18 protein-coding genes and 1 pseudogene are annotated in these 16220 nt (G+C 69.8%); 11 read left to right on the forward strand and 8 right to left on the reverse strand.

What is annotated here, in order from left to right; genetic code table 11:
- Nucleotides 1–166 precede the first annotated feature (166 nt).
- Both NX1_RS21455 and NX1_RS21460 read left to right on the forward strand, forming a co-directional pair.
- On the forward strand, nucleotides 167–592 hold the full coding sequence (locus tag NX1_RS21455; RefSeq protein ID WP_444980710.1) for an acyl-CoA thioesterase: 426 nt from the start codon (nucleotides 167–169) through the stop codon (nucleotides 590–592).
- A gap of 45 nt (nucleotides 593–637) precedes the next feature.
- Nucleotides 638–1303, forward strand: a complete 666-nt coding sequence (locus NX1_RS21460; protein WP_068062407.1) for a DUF8185 domain-containing protein — start codon at nucleotides 638–640, stop codon at nucleotides 1301–1303.
- Between the two features lie 68 nt (nucleotides 1304–1371).
- Here NX1_RS21460 and NX1_RS21465 read toward each other — a convergent pair whose 3' ends face one another.
- Nucleotides 1372–1683: an AzlD domain-containing protein gene (locus NX1_RS21465; RefSeq protein WP_068062410.1), complete on the reverse strand. Its 312-nt coding sequence runs from the start codon at nucleotides 1681–1683 to the stop codon at nucleotides 1372–1374.
- Nucleotides 1680–2462 carry an AzlC family ABC transporter permease gene (locus tag NX1_RS21470; protein WP_068062413.1) on the reverse strand — a complete coding sequence of 261 codons (783 nt, stop codon included), beginning with the start codon at nucleotides 2460–2462 and terminating at the stop codon, nucleotides 1680–1682. Before NX1_RS21470 ends, NX1_RS21465 begins: the two co-directional genes overlap by 4 nt.
- 79 nt (nucleotides 2463–2541) lie before the next feature.
- On the opposite strand from NX1_RS21470, the gene NX1_RS21475 reads away from it, so the two are divergent.
- A complete protein-coding gene (locus tag NX1_RS21475; protein WP_068062416.1) occupies nucleotides 2542–3111 on the forward strand; it encodes a helix-turn-helix domain-containing protein in 570 nt (189 codons plus the stop codon).
- A gap of 3 nt (nucleotides 3112–3114) precedes the next feature.
- Here the strand turns inward: NX1_RS21475 and NX1_RS21480 are convergent, their stop codons facing one another.
- Entirely contained in the window at nucleotides 3115–3834 is a 720-nt protein-coding gene (locus tag NX1_RS21480; protein WP_245668619.1) for an HNH endonuclease, read from the reverse strand.
- A gap of 239 nt (nucleotides 3835–4073) precedes the next feature.
- On the opposite strand from NX1_RS21480, the gene NX1_RS21485 reads away from it, so the two are divergent.
- The 7 genes from NX1_RS21485 (at nucleotide 4074) to NX1_RS21515 (ending at nucleotide 8676) form a co-directional block, all read left to right on the forward strand.
- Complete coding sequence (locus tag NX1_RS21485; RefSeq protein WP_068062422.1) at nucleotides 4074–4478, forward strand: globin; 405 nt, start codon at nucleotides 4074–4076, stop codon at nucleotides 4476–4478.
- A 111-nt stretch (nucleotides 4479–4589) separates the two neighbouring features.
- The gene (locus NX1_RS21490) at nucleotides 4590–6191 is read left to right on the forward strand and encodes a glycoside hydrolase family 13 protein (protein WP_068062426.1); all 1602 of its coding nucleotides are present in this window, start codon (nucleotides 4590–4592) and stop codon (nucleotides 6189–6191) included.
- Nucleotides 6192–6293: 102 nt separating this feature from the next.
- Nucleotides 6294–6569, forward strand: coding sequence for an aa3-type cytochrome oxidase subunit CtaJ (ctaJ, locus tag NX1_RS21495; protein ID WP_068062429.1), 276 nt, complete (start codon nucleotides 6294–6296; stop codon nucleotides 6567–6569).
- Complete coding sequence (locus tag NX1_RS21500; protein WP_068062432.1) at nucleotides 6556–7020, forward strand: DUF5130 domain-containing protein; 465 nt, start codon at nucleotides 6556–6558, stop codon at nucleotides 7018–7020. Before ctaJ ends, NX1_RS21500 begins: the two co-directional genes overlap by 14 nt.
- A 135-nt stretch (nucleotides 7021–7155) precedes the next feature.
- Complete coding sequence (locus NX1_RS21505) at nucleotides 7156–7959, forward strand: NmrA family NAD(P)-binding protein (RefSeq protein ID WP_068062435.1); 804 nt, start codon at nucleotides 7156–7158, stop codon at nucleotides 7957–7959.
- Nucleotides 7960–8062: 103 nt separating this feature from the next.
- Nucleotides 8063–8479 (forward strand): hypothetical protein, encoded by a 417-nt coding sequence (locus NX1_RS21510; protein WP_068062438.1) that lies wholly within the window; start codon nucleotides 8063–8065, stop codon nucleotides 8477–8479.
- The gene (locus tag NX1_RS21515; protein WP_068062442.1) at nucleotides 8476–8676 is read left to right on the forward strand and encodes a DUF6186 family protein; all 201 of its coding nucleotides are present in this window, start codon (nucleotides 8476–8478) and stop codon (nucleotides 8674–8676) included. Before NX1_RS21510 ends, NX1_RS21515 begins: the two co-directional genes overlap by 4 nt.
- 43 nt (nucleotides 8677–8719) lie before the next feature.
- On the opposite strand, the gene pepN is transcribed toward NX1_RS21515, so the two are convergent.
- Nucleotides 8720–11308 carry an aminopeptidase N gene (pepN, locus tag NX1_RS21520; protein ID WP_068062445.1) on the reverse strand — a complete coding sequence of 863 codons (2589 nt, stop codon included), beginning with the start codon at nucleotides 11306–11308 and terminating at the stop codon, nucleotides 8720–8722.
- A gap of 357 nt (nucleotides 11309–11665) precedes the next feature.
- Between pepN and NX1_RS21525 the strand changes: the two genes are divergently transcribed.
- Nucleotides 11666–12496, forward strand: coding sequence for a phosphoribosylaminoimidazolesuccinocarboxamide synthase (locus NX1_RS21525; protein ID WP_068062448.1), 831 nt, complete (start codon nucleotides 11666–11668; stop codon nucleotides 12494–12496).
- 25 nt (nucleotides 12497–12521) lie between these two features.
- Here NX1_RS21525 and NX1_RS21530 read toward each other — a convergent pair whose 3' ends face one another.
- The 4 genes and pseudogenes from NX1_RS21530 to NX1_RS21545 all read right to left on the reverse strand — a co-directional run.
- Nucleotides 12522–13040: an NUDIX hydrolase gene (locus tag NX1_RS21530; protein WP_068062451.1), complete on the reverse strand. Its 519-nt coding sequence runs from the start codon at nucleotides 13038–13040 to the stop codon at nucleotides 12522–12524.
- A 226-nt stretch (nucleotides 13041–13266) separates the two neighbouring features.
- Nucleotides 13267–14499, reverse strand: a complete 1233-nt coding sequence (locus tag NX1_RS21535) for an RNA polymerase sigma factor (RefSeq protein ID WP_068062454.1) — start codon at nucleotides 14497–14499, stop codon at nucleotides 13267–13269.
- Complete coding sequence (locus NX1_RS21540; protein WP_174555507.1) at nucleotides 14496–14897, reverse strand: YciI family protein; 402 nt, start codon at nucleotides 14895–14897, stop codon at nucleotides 14496–14498. The genes NX1_RS21535 and NX1_RS21540 overlap by 4 nt, the downstream gene beginning before the upstream one ends.
- 106 nt (nucleotides 14898–15003) lie before the next feature.
- Nucleotides 15004–16220: pseudogene (locus NX1_RS21545) on the reverse strand (NAD(P)/FAD-dependent oxidoreductase); the annotation flags it as partial.

Here is a 16220-nt window from a genome sequence, read left to right on the forward strand (position 1 = left end):
GGTCGCAGTGTCGGAGTTTGTCGGATTTTCCAGACCCACGATCTCGCCTCGTCTGCCTGTTGCGGCGCCGCAGCGTGTGCGTCGTGGTGGGTGACTGGGCGTCCACCGGAGGTACCCCACAGTGACGAATTCGTTGAATGGTGACGGGAAGGCCCACGGTAATTCCGTGCTATTGCCCAAGCGTTTTCACGCCAAGGTCGAGATCCGGTGGTCCGACATGGACGTGTTCCAGCACGTCAACCACGCCAGAATGGTGACGTTGCTGGAAGAGGCGCGTATCCCGTGGCTGTTCGAGGACAACCGCCCGACCGTGGCGCTGCGCACCGGCTGTGTCCTGGCCGACCTGCACGTGCGCTACCGCGGACAGCTGCGCCACGAGGACACCCCGCTCGACATCGCGATGTGGATCGAGCAGTTGCGCGCGGTCGATTTCACGGTCGGCTACGAAGTGCGGGCCAACGGCGCGGCGCCGGATTCGCCGCCCGCCGTGGTCGCCACCACCCAGCTCGCCGCGTTCGACATCGATACCCAGCGCCTGCGTCGCCTCACCGAGCCGGAGCGCGACTATCTCGCCGAGTGGATGGACAAGTGACCGCGACGTGCTGAGCGCCGGTCCGCTGAAGACAGAACGGTTGTGATGGCTGAGCAGCGCGTGCTGCACGTTTCCGATCCGGCGGAGCGCGAGAACCTCGCCACCTTCCTTAGCAGGGCGGTGCGCCTCGATCCCGCCGCGGTTGTTCGGCTGCGCCGTCGCGGCGAGCGCTATGTATCCGCTTGGGTTGCTACGGGTTTCGAGGCGCTCGCGGTACGCACGGTGGTCGCCGAGCTCGGCGTGGACGATGTGACCGTCGGCGCCGACCAGGTGCTGGCCGGACTGGGTACGGGCAGCCCGATCGACCTCGGGTACTCGATGGATTCGGCCTGGCGCGGTGCGCTGCCGCCGGTCGACGGATTCGCGCACGTCGACGATGTGCCCGCCCGCACGCTCGTCGAATTGGCCGAGCGCGGTGCGGCATTGGCCAAGGAGCACGGCAGCCAGCACGGGCCGCCCGCCTCGCTGCTCGACCAGACCGTGCTGACCGTCTCGGCCGCCGACACCGCGGTGGAGGTGCCGATGCGCGTCGTCTTCGCGCTCACCGCAATGGATTTCATCCCGCACTCCGGTGACAAGGCCGAGGCCCACCGCATTCCGCCCGCCGAGATCGTGCGCGTCCGTGCGACGCCCACCTGGCTGCGTCTCGACGCGCGCTACGGTTCGGTCGCCCGCCGCCGCGCGGGCAGCATCCCCCTGCTGCCCAACTGAACCCGTGGCGAGAGGGTCGCCAACCACCCGCGAGCCGCGGCATAGTCGTCGCCGACCGCCGACGGACCTCAGGGCATCCCGATGAGCCGGAGCACGGCGGTTGTCGCCGCGGCCGCCAGAATGACGACCAGCAGCGGACTGCGCCGCCACGCGAGGAACCCCGCAGCGACCACCCCGGCGGGCAGTGCGACGCCGACGTGCCCGGTACCGAACGGCAGGGTCGTGACGGCGACCAGCGCCGCGAGCAGCACGACCGCTCCGATCTCGAGCAGTTGGCGGGCGCGCTCCGGAAATCGCACGCGGCTGCGCAGCGCGGGCCCGGCCCAGCGGAACGCGTAGGTTCCCGCGGCGAGGGCGATCACTCCGGCGGCCAGCATCATCGGGATTCCCTCGCTCCGCAATCGCAGGGGGCGTTGTTCGGCGCATCGGACTCGTTGTCGGCCCGCTCGTCGTTCGGCGAATCGGAACTCGGAGAATCAGGCGCATCAGTCCGTCCCAGGCCGATCGCGGCGACGAGCACGCCGGAGAGGGCGAGCAGCACCGGCAGGCCCGCGGGCAGGAACGGCGCGCTGAGCACGGCCACGGTGGTACCGACACAGACCGCGCCGAACGTGGTCCGATCGCGCAGCGCGGGAACGACCAAGGCCAGCAGCACCGCGGGAAACACCGAGTCCAGGCCGAACACCGAGGTGTCCGGTACCACCGTGCCGATGAGCGCGCCGAGCGCCGCGCCGCCCGGCCAGACGAGCAGCACGCCGAGCCCACAGGCCCAGTAGACGGCGCGGCGCCGGTCGGGCGCGGATTCGGCGAGCGCCATCGCGACCGCCTCGTCGTTCATCACGTGCACGCCGATCAGGCGCCGCCACCCGGTGCCGACGACGTCGGGCACCGACAATCCGTAGGGCAGATGCCGCGCGTTGACCAGCAGCCCGGCCAGTGTGGCGGCGATCGGACTACCTCCCGCGGCGACGATGCCGATGAACAGGAACTCCGCGCCGCCCGCGAGCACGACGGTGCCGAGCAGTACCGGCAGCCACACCGGGAAACCCCCGGCTACCGCGGTCGTACCGTAGGACACGCCGATGACGCCGACCGCGAGGCAGACAGCCGCGATGCCGGACAACGTGTTCCGATCCAGTGTTCGCCATATCGAACGCATGTAGCTTATAGTGAACATGGCAGGGCGGTTCGTCAATATGGTTTTCTGTTGGGCGGTTCGGAACCGACGGGAGCTGGGAATGGCGCAGAACCACACGACGACGGCGACGCCGCAGGCGGTGATCGCCGCCTCGCTGCGCCGCGAGCGCACCCGCGCCGGGTTGTCGCTGAGTGAGGTGGCCAACCGTGCGGGCATCGCGAAATCGACGCTGTCGCAACTGGAATCGGGGAGCGGAAACCCGAGCCTCGAGACGCTGTGGGCGCTGTGCGTTGCGCTGGACATGCCGTTCTCCCGGCTGCTCGACCCGCCGCGGCCCGCCGTTCAGGTGATCCGCGCGGGCGAGGGACCGGTCGTGGCGGCCGAGCAGTCGGAGTACCGGGCGACGCTGCTCGCGTCCGGTATACCGAACGCGCGCCGCGACCTGTTCCGCATCACCGCCGAACCCGGCCATCCCCGGGAATCGGACCCGCACATCCCCGGCGTCATCGAACACGTCCTGCTCGCTACGGGCCGGGCTCTGGTGGGGCCGATCGAGGCTCCGGTGGAGCTGGGTCCGGGCGACTACATCGCCTACCCGGGCGACGCGCCGCACGTCTTCGAGGCGCTCGAACCCGGGACATGGGCGACGCTCGTCATCGAGTACGGCTGAAGCTCAGGCCGCGCCCTCGCCGAGGTACTGCAACCAGATCGGATCCAGGTCGGAGGTCGTCGATAGCAGTCGCCAGTGCGGACCCTTCGGGGAGATCAACGGCGACCGCAGCGTCCAGCCCAGCTCGCTGAGCAACTTGTCCGCCTTGCGGTGGTTGCACGGCGCGCAGCTGGCCACGCAGTTCTCCCACGAATGCTCGCCGCCGCGGCTGCGCGGGATGACGTGGTCGATGGTCTCGGCCTTGCCCCCGCAGTATCCGCAGCGATAGCGGTCGCGGTGCATGAGCGCGGCCCTGGTCATCGGGACGCGGGCGCGATAGGGGACGCGCACGTAGGTGCGCAGTCGGATGACGGAGGGAACGGCTACCTCGGCCCCGGCGGAATGGACGACCGGTCCTTCGGGATTGTGGTGCACGGCGTCGGCTTTGTCGCAGATGAGCAGGACGACGGCACGGCGGGCAGATAGCGCGGTGAGCGGCTCGTAGGTGGCGTTCAGAAGCAACACCCGGCGCTTCAACCACGTGGCGGTCTCGGACTGGACCGGCGTGAGGTGGTGGCCGTGATCGGCGCGATGAGGAGCCTCACCGGGGCGACGCGGTGTCCCCGGATGATGGTCGGACAAGATGTGCAGCGGAGTAGCCCCCGACCCACGATTGTGGACGTCGGCGGGCTGGAGTTGTCGGTGGGTCCTGGCCTCGTGTGACCGGCCGTGCCGCTGCTTCATGTGGGTGACCCCGATTTCGTCAGCTTCAAGATCATGTGGTATCTCCCGCGGAGACTGCACCAATATGACCATGGAACACGCCTCATTGCACGGTGATTTCGCACAATGTTGGGTTAACTGCCGCTGAAGAGCCGCCGCTGCGCTATCTGAGCCGCCGTCGCGCGGGTCCGTCCTGCCGTGGCGGCCCGCTTCGCGACGGGCACAATGGAGTGCGGGATTCGACCAATCGAGAGGACCTGATGAGTTCGGGCGAGCAGACCACGACGTCGTTCTACGAGGCGGTCGGCGGCGCGGAGACCTTCCGGCGGATCGTGGCGGTGTTCTACCGCGAGGTGGCCGCCGACGAGATCCTGCGCCCGCTCTACCCGGAGGAGGACCTCGGCCCCGCGGAGCGCAGGCTGCGCATGTTCCTCGAGCAGTACTGGGGCGGTCCGCGCACCTATTCCGACGAACGCGGCCACCCGCGGCTGCGGATGCGGCACATGCCGTTCACCATCGGCCCGCTCGAACGCGACGCCTGGCTGCGCTGCATGCGGATCGCGGTCGCCGAGATCGAGCCGGACGTCCTCGACGATTCGCACCGCAAGCAGCTGCTCGAATACCTGGAGATGGCGGCGTACTCGCTGGTGAACGCGCCGATGTGAGGCGCGGTGCCTGCTCGCGGGCGGGGGATGATTCGCTGTGAATTCGCCAGATAGCGGGCGATGCCCTCGCCCGAAGGGCATTCGCCAAATCGCTTTGGCACTATTACGAATGTGACTGCTACACCTGCCGCGCAGGCGCCTGCGGATCGCAGAGACCGAGAGTGGTGGCGATCCGCCGTGTTCTACCAGGTCTACCCGCGTTCCTTCGCCGATTCCGACGGCGACGGCATCGGTGACCTAGGTGGCGTCCGCGAGAAGCTCGGCTATCTGGAACTGCTCGGCATCGACGCGCTGTGGATCTGCCCGGTGATGCGCTCCCCGATGGCCGACGGTGGCTACGACGTCGCCGACCCGCGCGATATCGACGTCCTCTTCGGCGGCATGGCCGCCTTCGACCGGCTTCTCGCCGAGGCGCACGCTCGGCGACTCAAGGTCACCATGGACCTGGTGCCGAATCACACCAGCCGCGAGCACCCCTGGTTCCAAGCCGCGTTGGCCGCCGCGCCCGGCAGCCCGGAACGGGCCCGCTACATCTTCCGCGACGGGCGCGGACCCAACGGCGACGAACCGCCCAACAACTGGCCGAGCATCTTCCGCGGTCCCGCCTGGACCAGGGTCACCGAGCCCGATGGCACGCCCGGCCAGTGGTACCTGCACCTTTTCGCGCCCGAACAGCCCGACCTGAACTGGGAGAATCCCGAGGTCGTCGCGGATTTCGAGCAGACACTGCGCTTCTGGCTCGACCGCGGGGTCGACGGCTTCCGCATCGACGTGGCGCACGGCATGGCCAAACCGCCCGGACTGCCGGACATGGAGAGCGTGTCCACCAAGATGCTCATCCACGACGACACCGACCCGCGCTTCAACAATCCCGGCGTGCACGACATCCATCGCCGCATCCGCAAGGTGATCGACGAATACCCGCACGCGGTGTCGATCGGCGAGGTCTGGGTGGACGACAACACCCGCTTCGGCGAGTACGTGCGACCCGACGAACTGCACCTCGCGTTCAACTTCCGGCTGGCCGAGACCCCGTTCACCGCCGACGCGGTGCGCCACGCGATCGACAACTCGCTGGCCGCGGTGGCCCCGGTCGGCGCAGTACCCACTTGGACGCTGTCCAACCACGACGTCGAACGCGAGGTCACCCGGTACGGCGGCGGCGCGGCCGGATTGGCGCGAGCCAGGGCGATGATCCTGGTCGAGCTCGCGCTGCCCGGCTCGGTGTTCGTCTACAACGGCGCCGAACTCGGCCTGCCGAATGTGGACGACCTGCCCGAGGACGCTTTGCAGGACCCGGTGTGGGAGCGGTCCGGGCGCACCGAACGCGGGCGCGACGGCTGCCGGGTACCGATTCCGTGGGAGAGCGAGCGGCCGCCGTTCGGGTTCACCACGGGCAAGCCGTGGCTGCCGATCCCGCCGGAGTGGGCCGCGCTGAGCGTGGAGACGCAGCTGGAGGACGTCGGGTCGACCCTCTCGCTGTACCGGATGGCGATCGAATTGCGCGGTCTGCGACCGGAATTCGCGGGTCCGCGGATCGAGTGGTACGGCAGTCCCTCGGGCTGCCTTGCCTTCCGCAGGCCCGGCGGGCTGGTCTGCGTGCTCAACGCGAGCGCGGCGCCGATCCCGCTGCCGCCCGGCGAGCTGCTCCTGGCGAGCGCGCCGCTGACGAGCGGGCACCTGCCGCCCGACGCGGCGGCCTGGCTGGTCTGATCCCGGCTCGCGCGGTGAACGACATGCCGCGGCCGGGTTTCGACACGGGCGAGTGGACGACCGGTCGAGCGTCTACTACACAGCATCGTCTACCGTAAGGCCGTGAGCATTCTCGAGACAGTGCTGATCTTCGTCGGCATCCCGCTGGTGATCTACGCGGCGATCGCCGGATTGTCGTTTCTCGGTAAGCCGCTGCCCGGCGAGAAGCCGGTTCACTTCGAACTGGGACAGAAGTGGACCGCGGCGCCGGTGCTGTGGAGTGCGACCGACGAGGTGACCGGACACGGCCACCACACCGCTGAGTCGCATGGCAGCCATGCGGCTATCGAATCCGCCCAGGTTGAGCTGATCGGAGGCCGGGCAAGTGGCAAGTTCTAATTGGCCCGCGGTGGTCGAGGCCGACCTCCCGCACGGGTACGCCCTCACCAGCAGCGGACGCGTGTCCGGTGTGCACGAGGCAGGCGATGTCTTCAAGGAAGCCCCGTTCAGCGACGAAGAGCGGCTCGCCATGGACAACGTGCTGACCGAGGCGACCAGGGCGACCAAGGTGCGCTTCAACATCTACATCGGCGATCTCGGAGCCGACACGGCCGCCGGCGCGGACGAGCTCTTCACCTCGACCCCCGAGGCGGCGCGTTCGGTGCTCATCGCCGTCTCGCCCAACGAGAAGGCGATCGAGGTCCGCTCCGGCCACGAGGTGGCCGACCGTGCGAACGATCGCGTCTGCCAGCTCGGCGTCACCGCCGCGCTCAGCTCCATCCGCCAGGGTCAGCTGATCGACGGCCTGATCTCCGCGGTCCGCGTGATGGCCGCCGCCATCGGTCGCTGATCCCACACGTCACCAGCGTGCTCGCGGCGCGCTCATCCGGATTCGGGTGAGCGCGCCGCAGGCGTTTCGGGAGTGCTTGCGGCGCCAGGGATTTCGGGGTTGTCGGGTGCCGCGGACCGCAGGCACCTTGGGAAGATGAGAATTCTTGTCACGGGCGCCACCGGCAACATCGGACGGATGGTGGTCGACCACCTGCTCGCGGGCGGCGCGACGGACGTGCGAGCGCTGTCGAACCGGCCCGAGCTGGCGGGATTCCCCGCGGGCGTCGAGGTCGCGCACGGCTATCTGCGGCGGCTCTCCTCGCTGCCCGCCGCCTTCGAGGGCGTCGACCGCATGTATCTCGCGCCGGTGCTGGAGACGGTGAACGAGGTCGTCGAGCTGGCGAAGGCGGCGGGTATCCGGCACATCGTCGACCTATCCGGTGACGCGTCCACCGACTGGCAGCCCATCGCGAAGGCCGTCGAGGGCTCCGGCCTGGACTGGACTCATCTGTACGCCGGTGAGTTCAGCGAGAACGCCGCCGGCTGGGCCGGCCAGATCAAGGGCTCCGACGAGATCCGCGATCCCTACCCGGACGCCGCGAATGCGCCCATCACCATGGACGACATCGCCCGCGTCGCGGCGAAGGTGCTGCTCGCCGAGGGACACGCGGGCAACACGTACGAGCTGACCGGCCCGGAGACGCTCACCAGGGCCGAGAAGATCCACGCCATCGGGGCCGCGATCGGTCGGGACCTCGCCGTCGTGCGGATACCGCGCGACGAGGCGATCCGGATGTTCGAACCCGAGATGGGACCGTACGCGCAGTGGTACGTCGACGGAATCGCGAGCATGGTGCAGCATCCGCAACAGGCCACGACCACGATCGCGGACGTCACCGGCGCACCGGCCACCACCTTCGCGCAGTGGGCCCGGGACAACGTCGAACTGTTCCGCTGAGCGGGGCGCGATCACGTTCGCGTCCATGCTGTGGTCGGTCTCCACGGCACGCGTTTCCACTGACCCGCACGCGTAGAGACCAACGCGGTCGTATCCTGCGACGGTGGCCGCGGATTCGACGCCCGCCGCGCGTTCGTCCAGCGGACGGCGCGCGCTCACGGTCGCCTGCGTGGTCGCGGTGGCGGCGGTCGGGTGGGTGACCCGGCCGTTCGGTTGGGCCGCGACCGCGCTGGTGCTGGTCGTCGGCGCAGCCGCCTTGGTCCGGGCCATCCGTGCCGAAAGTGCGGTCCGGCCGAAGGACCCGTCGCTGCGGCGTGGTACCGCGATCTGGTCCGCGCTGCTGCTCGCGGCCGTCGGCTGGGAGGCGTACGCGTTCGTCCGCCAACCGGATTGGATGACACCGAGCGACCAGCACCCGACTCTTTCGACGCTCCTCGATCCGGCCCTCGAACACGGCCCGCTGCGCTTCGCGGGCTGGCTCGCCTGGCTGGCGGTGGGCTACTGGCTGGTGACCCGATGACCGAACGCGCCATCGTCATCGCGGGTTTCGCCGTCCTCCTCGCACTCGCCGTCGGCCTGACCGCGCTCGCCCACCTCCGCCGCGATCTGATCGCCCCGCTGACCGAAGTGGCCGCCGCCGCGCTCGACCACCGCGCGGTACGGATCATCGCCGTACTGTGCTGGATCTGGCTCGGCTGGCACTTCCTCGCCCGCTGACCATCCGGAGGGACGCCGTGGCCCCTCCGGATGGGGGCCGGACCTAGCGGGCGTCGAAGGCCCGCGCGCGCAGCGAGCGTTCGATGCCCGCCTTGCCCTCGGAGACCAGGCGGCGCAGCGCGGGCGGGTGGTTCTCGGCGAGGAACTTGTCCGCCACGGCGACCGCGTTGTCGGTGATCTCCCATGCCGGGTAGAGGCCGACTACAACCGTCTGCGCGACCTCGCTCGACCGGCGCTCCCACACCGCGGGGATCTCGGCGAAGTACCGCTCCACGAACGAGCCGAGCAGCTCGCCCTGGCCCGCCGGGGCGAAGCCGCCGACGATCGCGCGCGCGGTGATGTTGGGGACCGAATCGTCGTTCATCACCGTGCTCCACGCCTGTTCCTTGACCTCGGCGATCGGCCGCGCGGCCGCCGCGGCCGCGGCCTGGCGCTTGCCCGCGGCGGTCGGGTCGTTGGCGAGCTCACGGTCGATGGTCGGGGTGGCCGCGCCCTCGGCGTCGATCTCGCCCGCCGCGGCGAGCGCGGCGACGAGCCGCCAGCGCAGATCGGTGTCGACCGTGAGGCCGGCCAGGCCGAGCGCGGCCGGATCGCCGTCGAGCAGTTCGCGCAGCACCTCCGTGTGCCAGGCCGACAGCCGCGCGCCGGCCAGCGCGTTGACGAAGGCCAGCTGGTGATCCGAGCCCGGCTCGGCTTCCCGCGCCAATTCCAGCAGGCGGTCGGCGAATTCGGGCCAGCCGACCGAGCTCGCCCACGCGGGCTCGGCGTAGCTGCCGATCGCGGTGTGCGCCTGCATGAGCAGCCGCTGCACCACGCCGATCTCGGATTCCGCGCCGACCCCGCGCTGGACCAGCGCGACGAAATCGCGAGCCTTGAACTCGGCCTGCCTGGTCATCTCCCACGCCGCCGACCAGGCCAGCGTGCGGGGGAGCGGTTCGGCGATGTCGGCGATCCGGTTGACGAGCACGTCCAGCGAGCCGGCGTCGAGCCGCACCGAGCAATAGGTCAGGTCGTCGTCGTTGACCAGCACGAACTTGCCGCGCGGCACTCCGACCAGCTCGGGTACCTCGGTGCGCTCGGCGGCGTCGAGGTCCAGCTCGACGCGGTGCGTGCGGACCAGCTTGCCGTCCTGATCGTCGTAGACGCCGACCGCGAGCCGGTGCACGCGCCGCTCACCCGCGCCGGGAGCCGCGCCCTCCTGGATCACCGCGAAGGAAGTGAACTTTCCGTCGGCGTCGACCTTGAAATCGGGCCGCAGGATGTTCAGGCCGGTGGTCTTGAGCCACTGGGCGCCCCAGGTGGACAGGTCGCGGCCGGAGGACTTCTCCAGCGCGCTGAGCAGGTCGTCGAATGTGGCGTTGCCGTAGGCATGTTCGGCGAAGTAGTCACGCAGACCGGCCAGGAACGGCTCCAGCCCGACATAGGCGACCAGCTGCTTGAGCACGCTCGCGCCCTTGGCGTAGGTGATGCCGTCGAAGTTGACCTCCACCGCGGCGAGGTCGGGGATGTCGGCGGCGATCGGGTGCGTGGAGGGCAGCTGATCCTGCCGGTACGCCCAGGACTTCTCGACGTTCGCGAAGGTGGTCCACGCGTTGGTGTACTCGGTGGCCTCGGACTGGCACAGCACCGAGGCGAAGGTGGCGAACGACTCGTTCAGCCACAGGTCGTCCCACCACCGCATGGTGACCAGATCGCCGAACCACATGTGCGCCATCTCGTGCAGCACGGTCTCGGCGCGGCGCTCGTAGGACGCGCGGGTCACCTTGGACCGGAAGACGTAGTCCTCCAGGAAGGTCACCGCGCCCGCGTTCTCCATCGCGCCCGCGTTGAACTCCGGCACGAACAGTTGGTCGTACTTGCCGAACGCGTAGGGCACGCCGAAGTTGCGGTGGTAGAAGCCGAAGCCCTGCTTGGTCTCGGTGAAGAGGCGGTCGGCGTCCATGTGCTCGGCCAGCGACGCGCGGCAGAAGATGCCGAGCGGGATCGAGCCGTGCTCGTCGGTGTAGGTGTCGGTCCACTTCGCGTACGGGCCCGCGATCATCGCGACCAGGTAGGTGCTCATCCGCGGCGTCGTGGCGAAGGTGTGCACCGCGACCCCGCCGATCTCCTCGCGGCTGCCCGCGCCGTTGGAGACGACCTCCCAGTCGGCGGGCGCGGTGGCGGTGATGTCGAAGGTGGCCTTGAGGTCCGGCTGGTCGAAGCAGGCGAACATGCGCTTGGCGTCGGCGGTCTCGAACTGCGAGTACAGGTAGACCTTGTCGTCGGTGGGGTCGACGAATCGGTGCAGGCCCTCGCCCGTGTGGGAGTACACGCAGTCGGCCTCGACGACCAGCTCGTTGCGCTCGGCCAGGTCGTGCAGCGCGATGCCCTTGGCCTCGTCGTAGTCGGAGACGTCGAGCGCGACGCCGTTGAGCACCGCCGAGCGCACGCCCGCGGCGACGATGTCGACGAAGGTGCTCGCGCCCGGCGTCGCGGTGAAGGTCACGGTGGTCTTCGAGCCGAACGTCTCGCCGACCGCGGCGTCGGCGCTGGTCGGCTGGCCGGTGAGATCGAGTTCGATGCGGTAGTTCTCGACGCCGACCGTGGCGGCGCGCTCGATCGCCTGGTCGCGGGTGAGATTCGGGGCAGACATGGAACTCCTTCGCTCTTCGACGAACACGGCACGGTGCGAACTCGCGGCGGGATCGCCCACCGGGAGCGCGACAGCGTCCACAATGCCACCGGGCGAGCCCGCCCGCGCGGAACTTTTCCCGCCAACCCTAGTAGCGCGACCCGACGCCCCCGGTCCTCGCCGCCCGCTCGTAGCTGACCTCGCAGAGGTTTCGTACGCCTCGCAGACGTTGCAGCCTTTGCGAAGCGTACGAACACTCTGCGAAGTACTACTGATCGCCGGGATGGCCGGGCGGGCGGCGGCACCGGCTGGTGCAGGGGGCGGCGGTATCGTTTCTGTGCAGCGCAGACACACATCGAGGGATTCGGAGGCTCCACATTGAAGCATGTGCACGCCGGTAAGGTGCGCGACCTGTACGAGGACGGCGACACGTTGCTGCTGGTGGCCTCCGATCGGGTCTCGGTGTACGACGTGGTGCTGCCGACGCCGATCCCGGAGAAGGGCGCGCTGCTGACCCAGCTGTCGAACTGGTGGTTCCGGTTCTTCTCCGACGTGCCCAATCACGTGCTGTCCACCACCGACATCCCGGCGGAGTTCGCGGGCCGCGGCGTCCGGGTGAAGCCGTTGAAGATGGTGCACGTGGAGTGCATCGCCCGCGGCTACCTCACCGGATCGGGCCTGAAGGAATACGAGCGCACCGGCACCGTGTCCGGTGTCGCGCTGCCGCCCGGCCTGCGCGACGGCGACAAGCTGCCCGAGCCGATCTTCACGCCGACCAGCAAGGCGTCCGAAGGTCACGACGAGCCGATCACCTTCGCCGACGTGGTGAACCAGGAAGGTCGCGAGGTGGCCGAGCAGCTGCGCGCCCACACCCTCGACATCTATCTGCGCGGGGCCGAGCACGCCGCGAGCAAGGGCGTCATCATCGCGGATACGAAGGTCGAATTCGGCTGGGACGGTGACGTTCTCACCCTCGGCGACGAGGTGCTCACCTCGGACTCCTCGCGTTTCTGGCCCGCCGACCAGTGGCAGCCCGGCCGTCCGCAGCCCTCCTTCGACAAGCAGTTCGTCCGGGACTGGTCCACTTCGACCGGTTGGGACAAGGAGCCTCCCGGCCCGGAGATTCCGGCCGACATCGTTGACGCCACCCGCCGCAAGTACCAGGAGGCCTACGAGCTCATCACCGGCGAGAAGTGGGCGTCGGCCTGAGCGCTCCGCGCGGCCGGGCCCCGCGTCATGACCGAGCGTCGTCGGGCGGGTTCAGGTCTGGATCGGCTGCCGCGCGCAGGTGCTCGACGAGGCGATCGAGGTAGGGCCGCTGCCCGCTGACCAGTTTGTCGTGCGCGGCGGCCAGATCGAACCATTCGGCGCGATCGATCTCCGGGAAGGCGACGAGGCGGCCGGAATGCGGTGGCCATTCCATCTCGAAGGTGCCGGGGTTCACCTCCTCCGGGTCGAGGTCGCCTTCGACCGCCCAGGCCAGCAGCCGTTTGCGGCCGCTGCTGTAGCGCACCTCGCCCATCGGGACCCATTCACCATCCGGCGCGGGTAACCCAAGCTCTTCGGTGAACTCGCGGCGGGCCGCCAGCACGGCGTCCTCGGTGTCCGGTGTGTATTCGCCCTTCGGGATCGACCAGGCTCCCTGGTCCTTGCGCGCCCAGAACGGCCCGCCCATGTGGCCGAGCAGGACCTCGGCCTCACCCTCTCCGGTGCGGCGGAACAGCAGGACGCCCGCGCTGAATGTCGCTGTCACACCAGCAGTCTGCCCGCATGGCCGCGGCACGCATCCTCGACCCGCGGGAAACGGGCCGCGGGACAGCGCCTTCCGCAGCGCGGGAACGCCCACGCCGGGGGTCGCGCTGCCGCACAGACCGGAGGTCAGGTTCGCCGCGTTTGCTCGCATGATGGTGTCGCGCTGCCGCGCAGGCCGGAAGTGGTGTCTGCCGCGGTCTGCCGGATCGGTTCGCGGGCGGCCGGAGTTAGGGCCGCGCCGCCGACGCCTGGTGCAGTCGCGCCGCGCGCAGCGTCAGATAGTCCCGCTCCGGCAGGCTCGTGGTTCGCCCGGCCGCCGCGGTGTAGTGCGCGATGGCGGTCGCCTGGTCGCCGGACATCTCGTGCAGATGCCCGCGCACGGCGTCGAGCCGATGCCCGGCCGCGCCGAGCGAGTCGTCGAGAGTGCCGATCAGTTCGAGCCCGGCGGACGGGCCGTGCACCATCGCGACCGCGACCGCCCGGTTGAGGGTGACCATCGGATTCGGCGCGATGCGTTCGAGCACGTTGTAGAGGGCCAGGATGCGCGGCCAGTCGGTGTCCTCGGCGCGCAGCGCCTGCCCGTGCACCGCCGCGATCGCCGCCTGCACCTGATACGCGCCGATGAGCCCTTGCGGGAGAGTGCCCGTGACGAGACGCACGCCCTCGGTGATCATGGCCCGGTTCCAGCGGCCGCGCTGCTGTTCGGCCAGCGGGATCAGCTCGCCGTGCGGTCCGACGCGGGCGGCCCGGCGAGCGTCGGTGAGCAACATGAGCGCCAGCAATCCGGTGACCTCGACGTCGTCGGGCAGCAGACGGTGCACCGCGCGCGTCAGCCGGATCGCCTCGCCCGAGAGGTCGGTGCGCTGCAAGTCGGCGCCCGAGGTGGTGGTATGCCCCTCGGTGAAGATCAGGTAGAGCACGTGCAACACCGAGCCGAGCCGCTCGCGCCATTCGGTGTCGTCGGGCCGGGCGAACGGGCGATCCAGCGTGGCGAGGCGCTTCTTGGCCCGCGCGATGCGCTGGGCCATGGTCGGTTCCGGCAGCAGGAAGGCGCGCGCGATCTCCGCGGTGGTGAGCCCGCCGACCCCACGCAGCGTCAGCGCGATCGCGCTCGCCGAGGACAGCGCAGGGTGGCAGCACAGGAAGAACATCGCCAGTGTGTCGTCCCGGTCGACGGTCTCCGCGTCCGGCACCTCGCGCTCGAAAACCGCTGTCTCCCTGCGTCGCCGAGCCGCCTCGGCGCGCACCGCGTCCGCCATCCTGCGCTGCGCGACCTGGATGAGCCAGCCGCGCGGATTGTCCGGCAGTCCCTCGGCGGGCCACTGGGTCGCCGCGGCGAGCATGGCCTCCTGCACCGCGTCCTCTGCGGCGTCGAAGTCGCCGAACCGGCGCACCAGGACGCCGAGGACCTGGGGCGCGAGTTCGCGCAGCAGAGCCTCGGCGCCGGGTGCGATCGTCACTGTTCGGCGGCGGGAGCGCTCATCACCGCGCGCACTTCGATGTACTCGCCGATCGGCTTGCCGCCGGGGCCGGGCGCGGCCGAGGCCTGGGCGGCGATCTGCAACGCGCGGTCGGGGCTGTCCACGTCGACGAGCCAGTACCCGGCCAGGAATTCCTTGGTCTCGGGGAACGGACCGTCGGTGATCACCGGGGCGGAGCGGCCGTCGGCGCTGACCACCCGCGCCTCGGTCGGTCCCGCCAGGCCCTGCGCGTCGACAAGTTCGCCCGACTTGGCCAGTTCCTCGCCCAGCGCGCGCTGGAAGTCGATGTGCGCCTTGATGTCTTCCGGCGCCCACTCCGATATCGGGGTGTCGCAGAACGCGGCGTCGCTGTAGGTCTTGAGCAACATGTACTTCACGGTCGGCTCCTCGCGGATCGGCGCGCCCCTTCGGCGCTCTCGCAGGTAGGTCGGAACGGAGTGGCGCGCTTCGACATATCGCGCGCGCGGCCTTCGGTGATCCGAATCACAGTTCGGTGGACGTGTCGGCGAGGCGGTCCGGATCGACCGGCGCACCCGCGGTGATCAGCTCCTTGATCCGGTCGGTCACGTCCCAGACGTTGACGTTCATGCCCGCCAGCACCCGGTTCTGCGGGTCCAGCCAGAACGCGACGAACTCGCGTCCCGCCAGATCGCCGCGCACCACCACGCGTTCGTACCCGCCCGGGCGGCGTAGCCGGTGTACTCCATGCCCAGGTCGTACTGATCGGTGAAGAAATAGGGCAGCCGGTCGTAGGTCGCCGACTTGCCTAGCATGGTCGCGGCCGCGACGGCGGGCTGGTTGAGCGCGTTCGCCCAGTGCTCCACCCGGACGCGGCGGCCGAGTCCAGGATGCTGCTGTTCGGCGATGTCGCCCACCGCGACGATGTCCGGATCGCTGGTGACCAGGCTCTCGTCGACGAGCACGCCCTTGTCCACCGCGAGCCCCGCCTTCGCGGCGATCTCGATGTTCGGCTTGGCGCCCACCGCGACCAGCACGGCGTCGGCGGCGACGGTCGTCCCGTCGGCCAGCCGCACGCCGTCGGCGATGTCCGTCGCGATGCCCTCGTGCGTGGTGATCGCCTCGACCTGGGCGCCCAAGCGGAGGTCGACGCCGTGCGCGCGGTGCAGATCGGCGAAGACCGCGCCCATCTCGGGCCCGAGCGCGCCGAGCAGCGGCTGTTCGGCGGTCTCCACCACGGTGACCGCCACCCCCGCGGCCCGTGCCGCCGCCGCCACCTCGAGACCGATCCAGCCGGCGCCGATGATGGCGAGCCGGCTGCTCTGACCGAACAGCTCGATGAGAGTGTCCGAGTCCTCGATGGTGCGCAGCGTGTAGACGTTGGGGGCGTCGGCGCCCGGCAGCGGCAGGGTGCGCGGCGTCGATCCGGTGGCCAGCGCGAGCTTGTCGTAGGGGAGGGTGGAGTCGTCCGGCAATCGGATCGTCTTCGCCTCCCGATCGATTCCGGTGACGGTGGTGCCGAGCAGCAGATCCACGTGATGGTCGCGGTACCACTGCGCCGGATCGACCGTGAAATCGGCAAGCTGCTTCTTGCCGAACAGGTGTTCCTTGGACAGCGGAGGTCGGTCGTAGGGAAGATGTTCCTCGGCGCCGACGAGGGTGATGGTGCCGTCGAAGTCGTTGTCGCGCAGGGCTTCCGACAGCTTGGCCGCGGCGAGGCCGCCGCCTACGATCACGAAGCG

This window comes from Nocardia xishanensis NBRC 101358 (assembly GCF_001613365.1).
Classification (GTDB): Bacteria; Actinomycetota; Actinomycetes; order Mycobacteriales; family Mycobacteriaceae; genus Nocardia; species Nocardia xishanensis.

Excerpts from the sequence above, each read along its gene's own strand:
- NX1_RS21465 (WP_068062410.1), bottom strand. The coding sequence starts at position 1,683 with ATGATGCTGGCCGCCGGAGTGATCGCCCTCGCCGCGGGAACCTACGCG.
- pepN (WP_068062445.1), bottom strand. The coding sequence starts at position 11,308 with ATGTCTGCCCCGAATCTCACCCGCGACCAGGCGATCGAGCGCGCCGCC.
- NX1_RS21475 (WP_068062416.1), top strand. The coding sequence starts at position 2,542 with ATGGCGCAGAACCACACGACGACGGCGACGCCGCAGGCGGTGATCGCC.
- NX1_RS21480 (WP_245668619.1), bottom strand. The coding sequence starts at position 3,834 with ATGAAGCAGCGGCACGGCCGGTCACACGAGGCCAGGACCCACCGACAA.
- NX1_RS21460 (WP_068062407.1), top strand. The coding sequence starts at position 638 with ATGGCTGAGCAGCGCGTGCTGCACGTTTCCGATCCGGCGGAGCGCGAG.
- NX1_RS21505 (WP_068062435.1), top strand. The coding sequence starts at position 7,156 with ATGAGAATTCTTGTCACGGGCGCCACCGGCAACATCGGACGGATGGTG.
- NX1_RS21515 (WP_068062442.1), top strand. The coding sequence starts at position 8,476 with ATGACCGAACGCGCCATCGTCATCGCGGGTTTCGCCGTCCTCCTCGCA.
- NX1_RS21485 (WP_068062422.1), top strand. The coding sequence starts at position 4,074 with ATGAGTTCGGGCGAGCAGACCACGACGTCGTTCTACGAGGCGGTCGGC.
- NX1_RS21470 (WP_068062413.1), bottom strand. The coding sequence starts at position 2,462 with ATGCGTTCGATATGGCGAACACTGGATCGGAACACGTTGTCCGGCATC.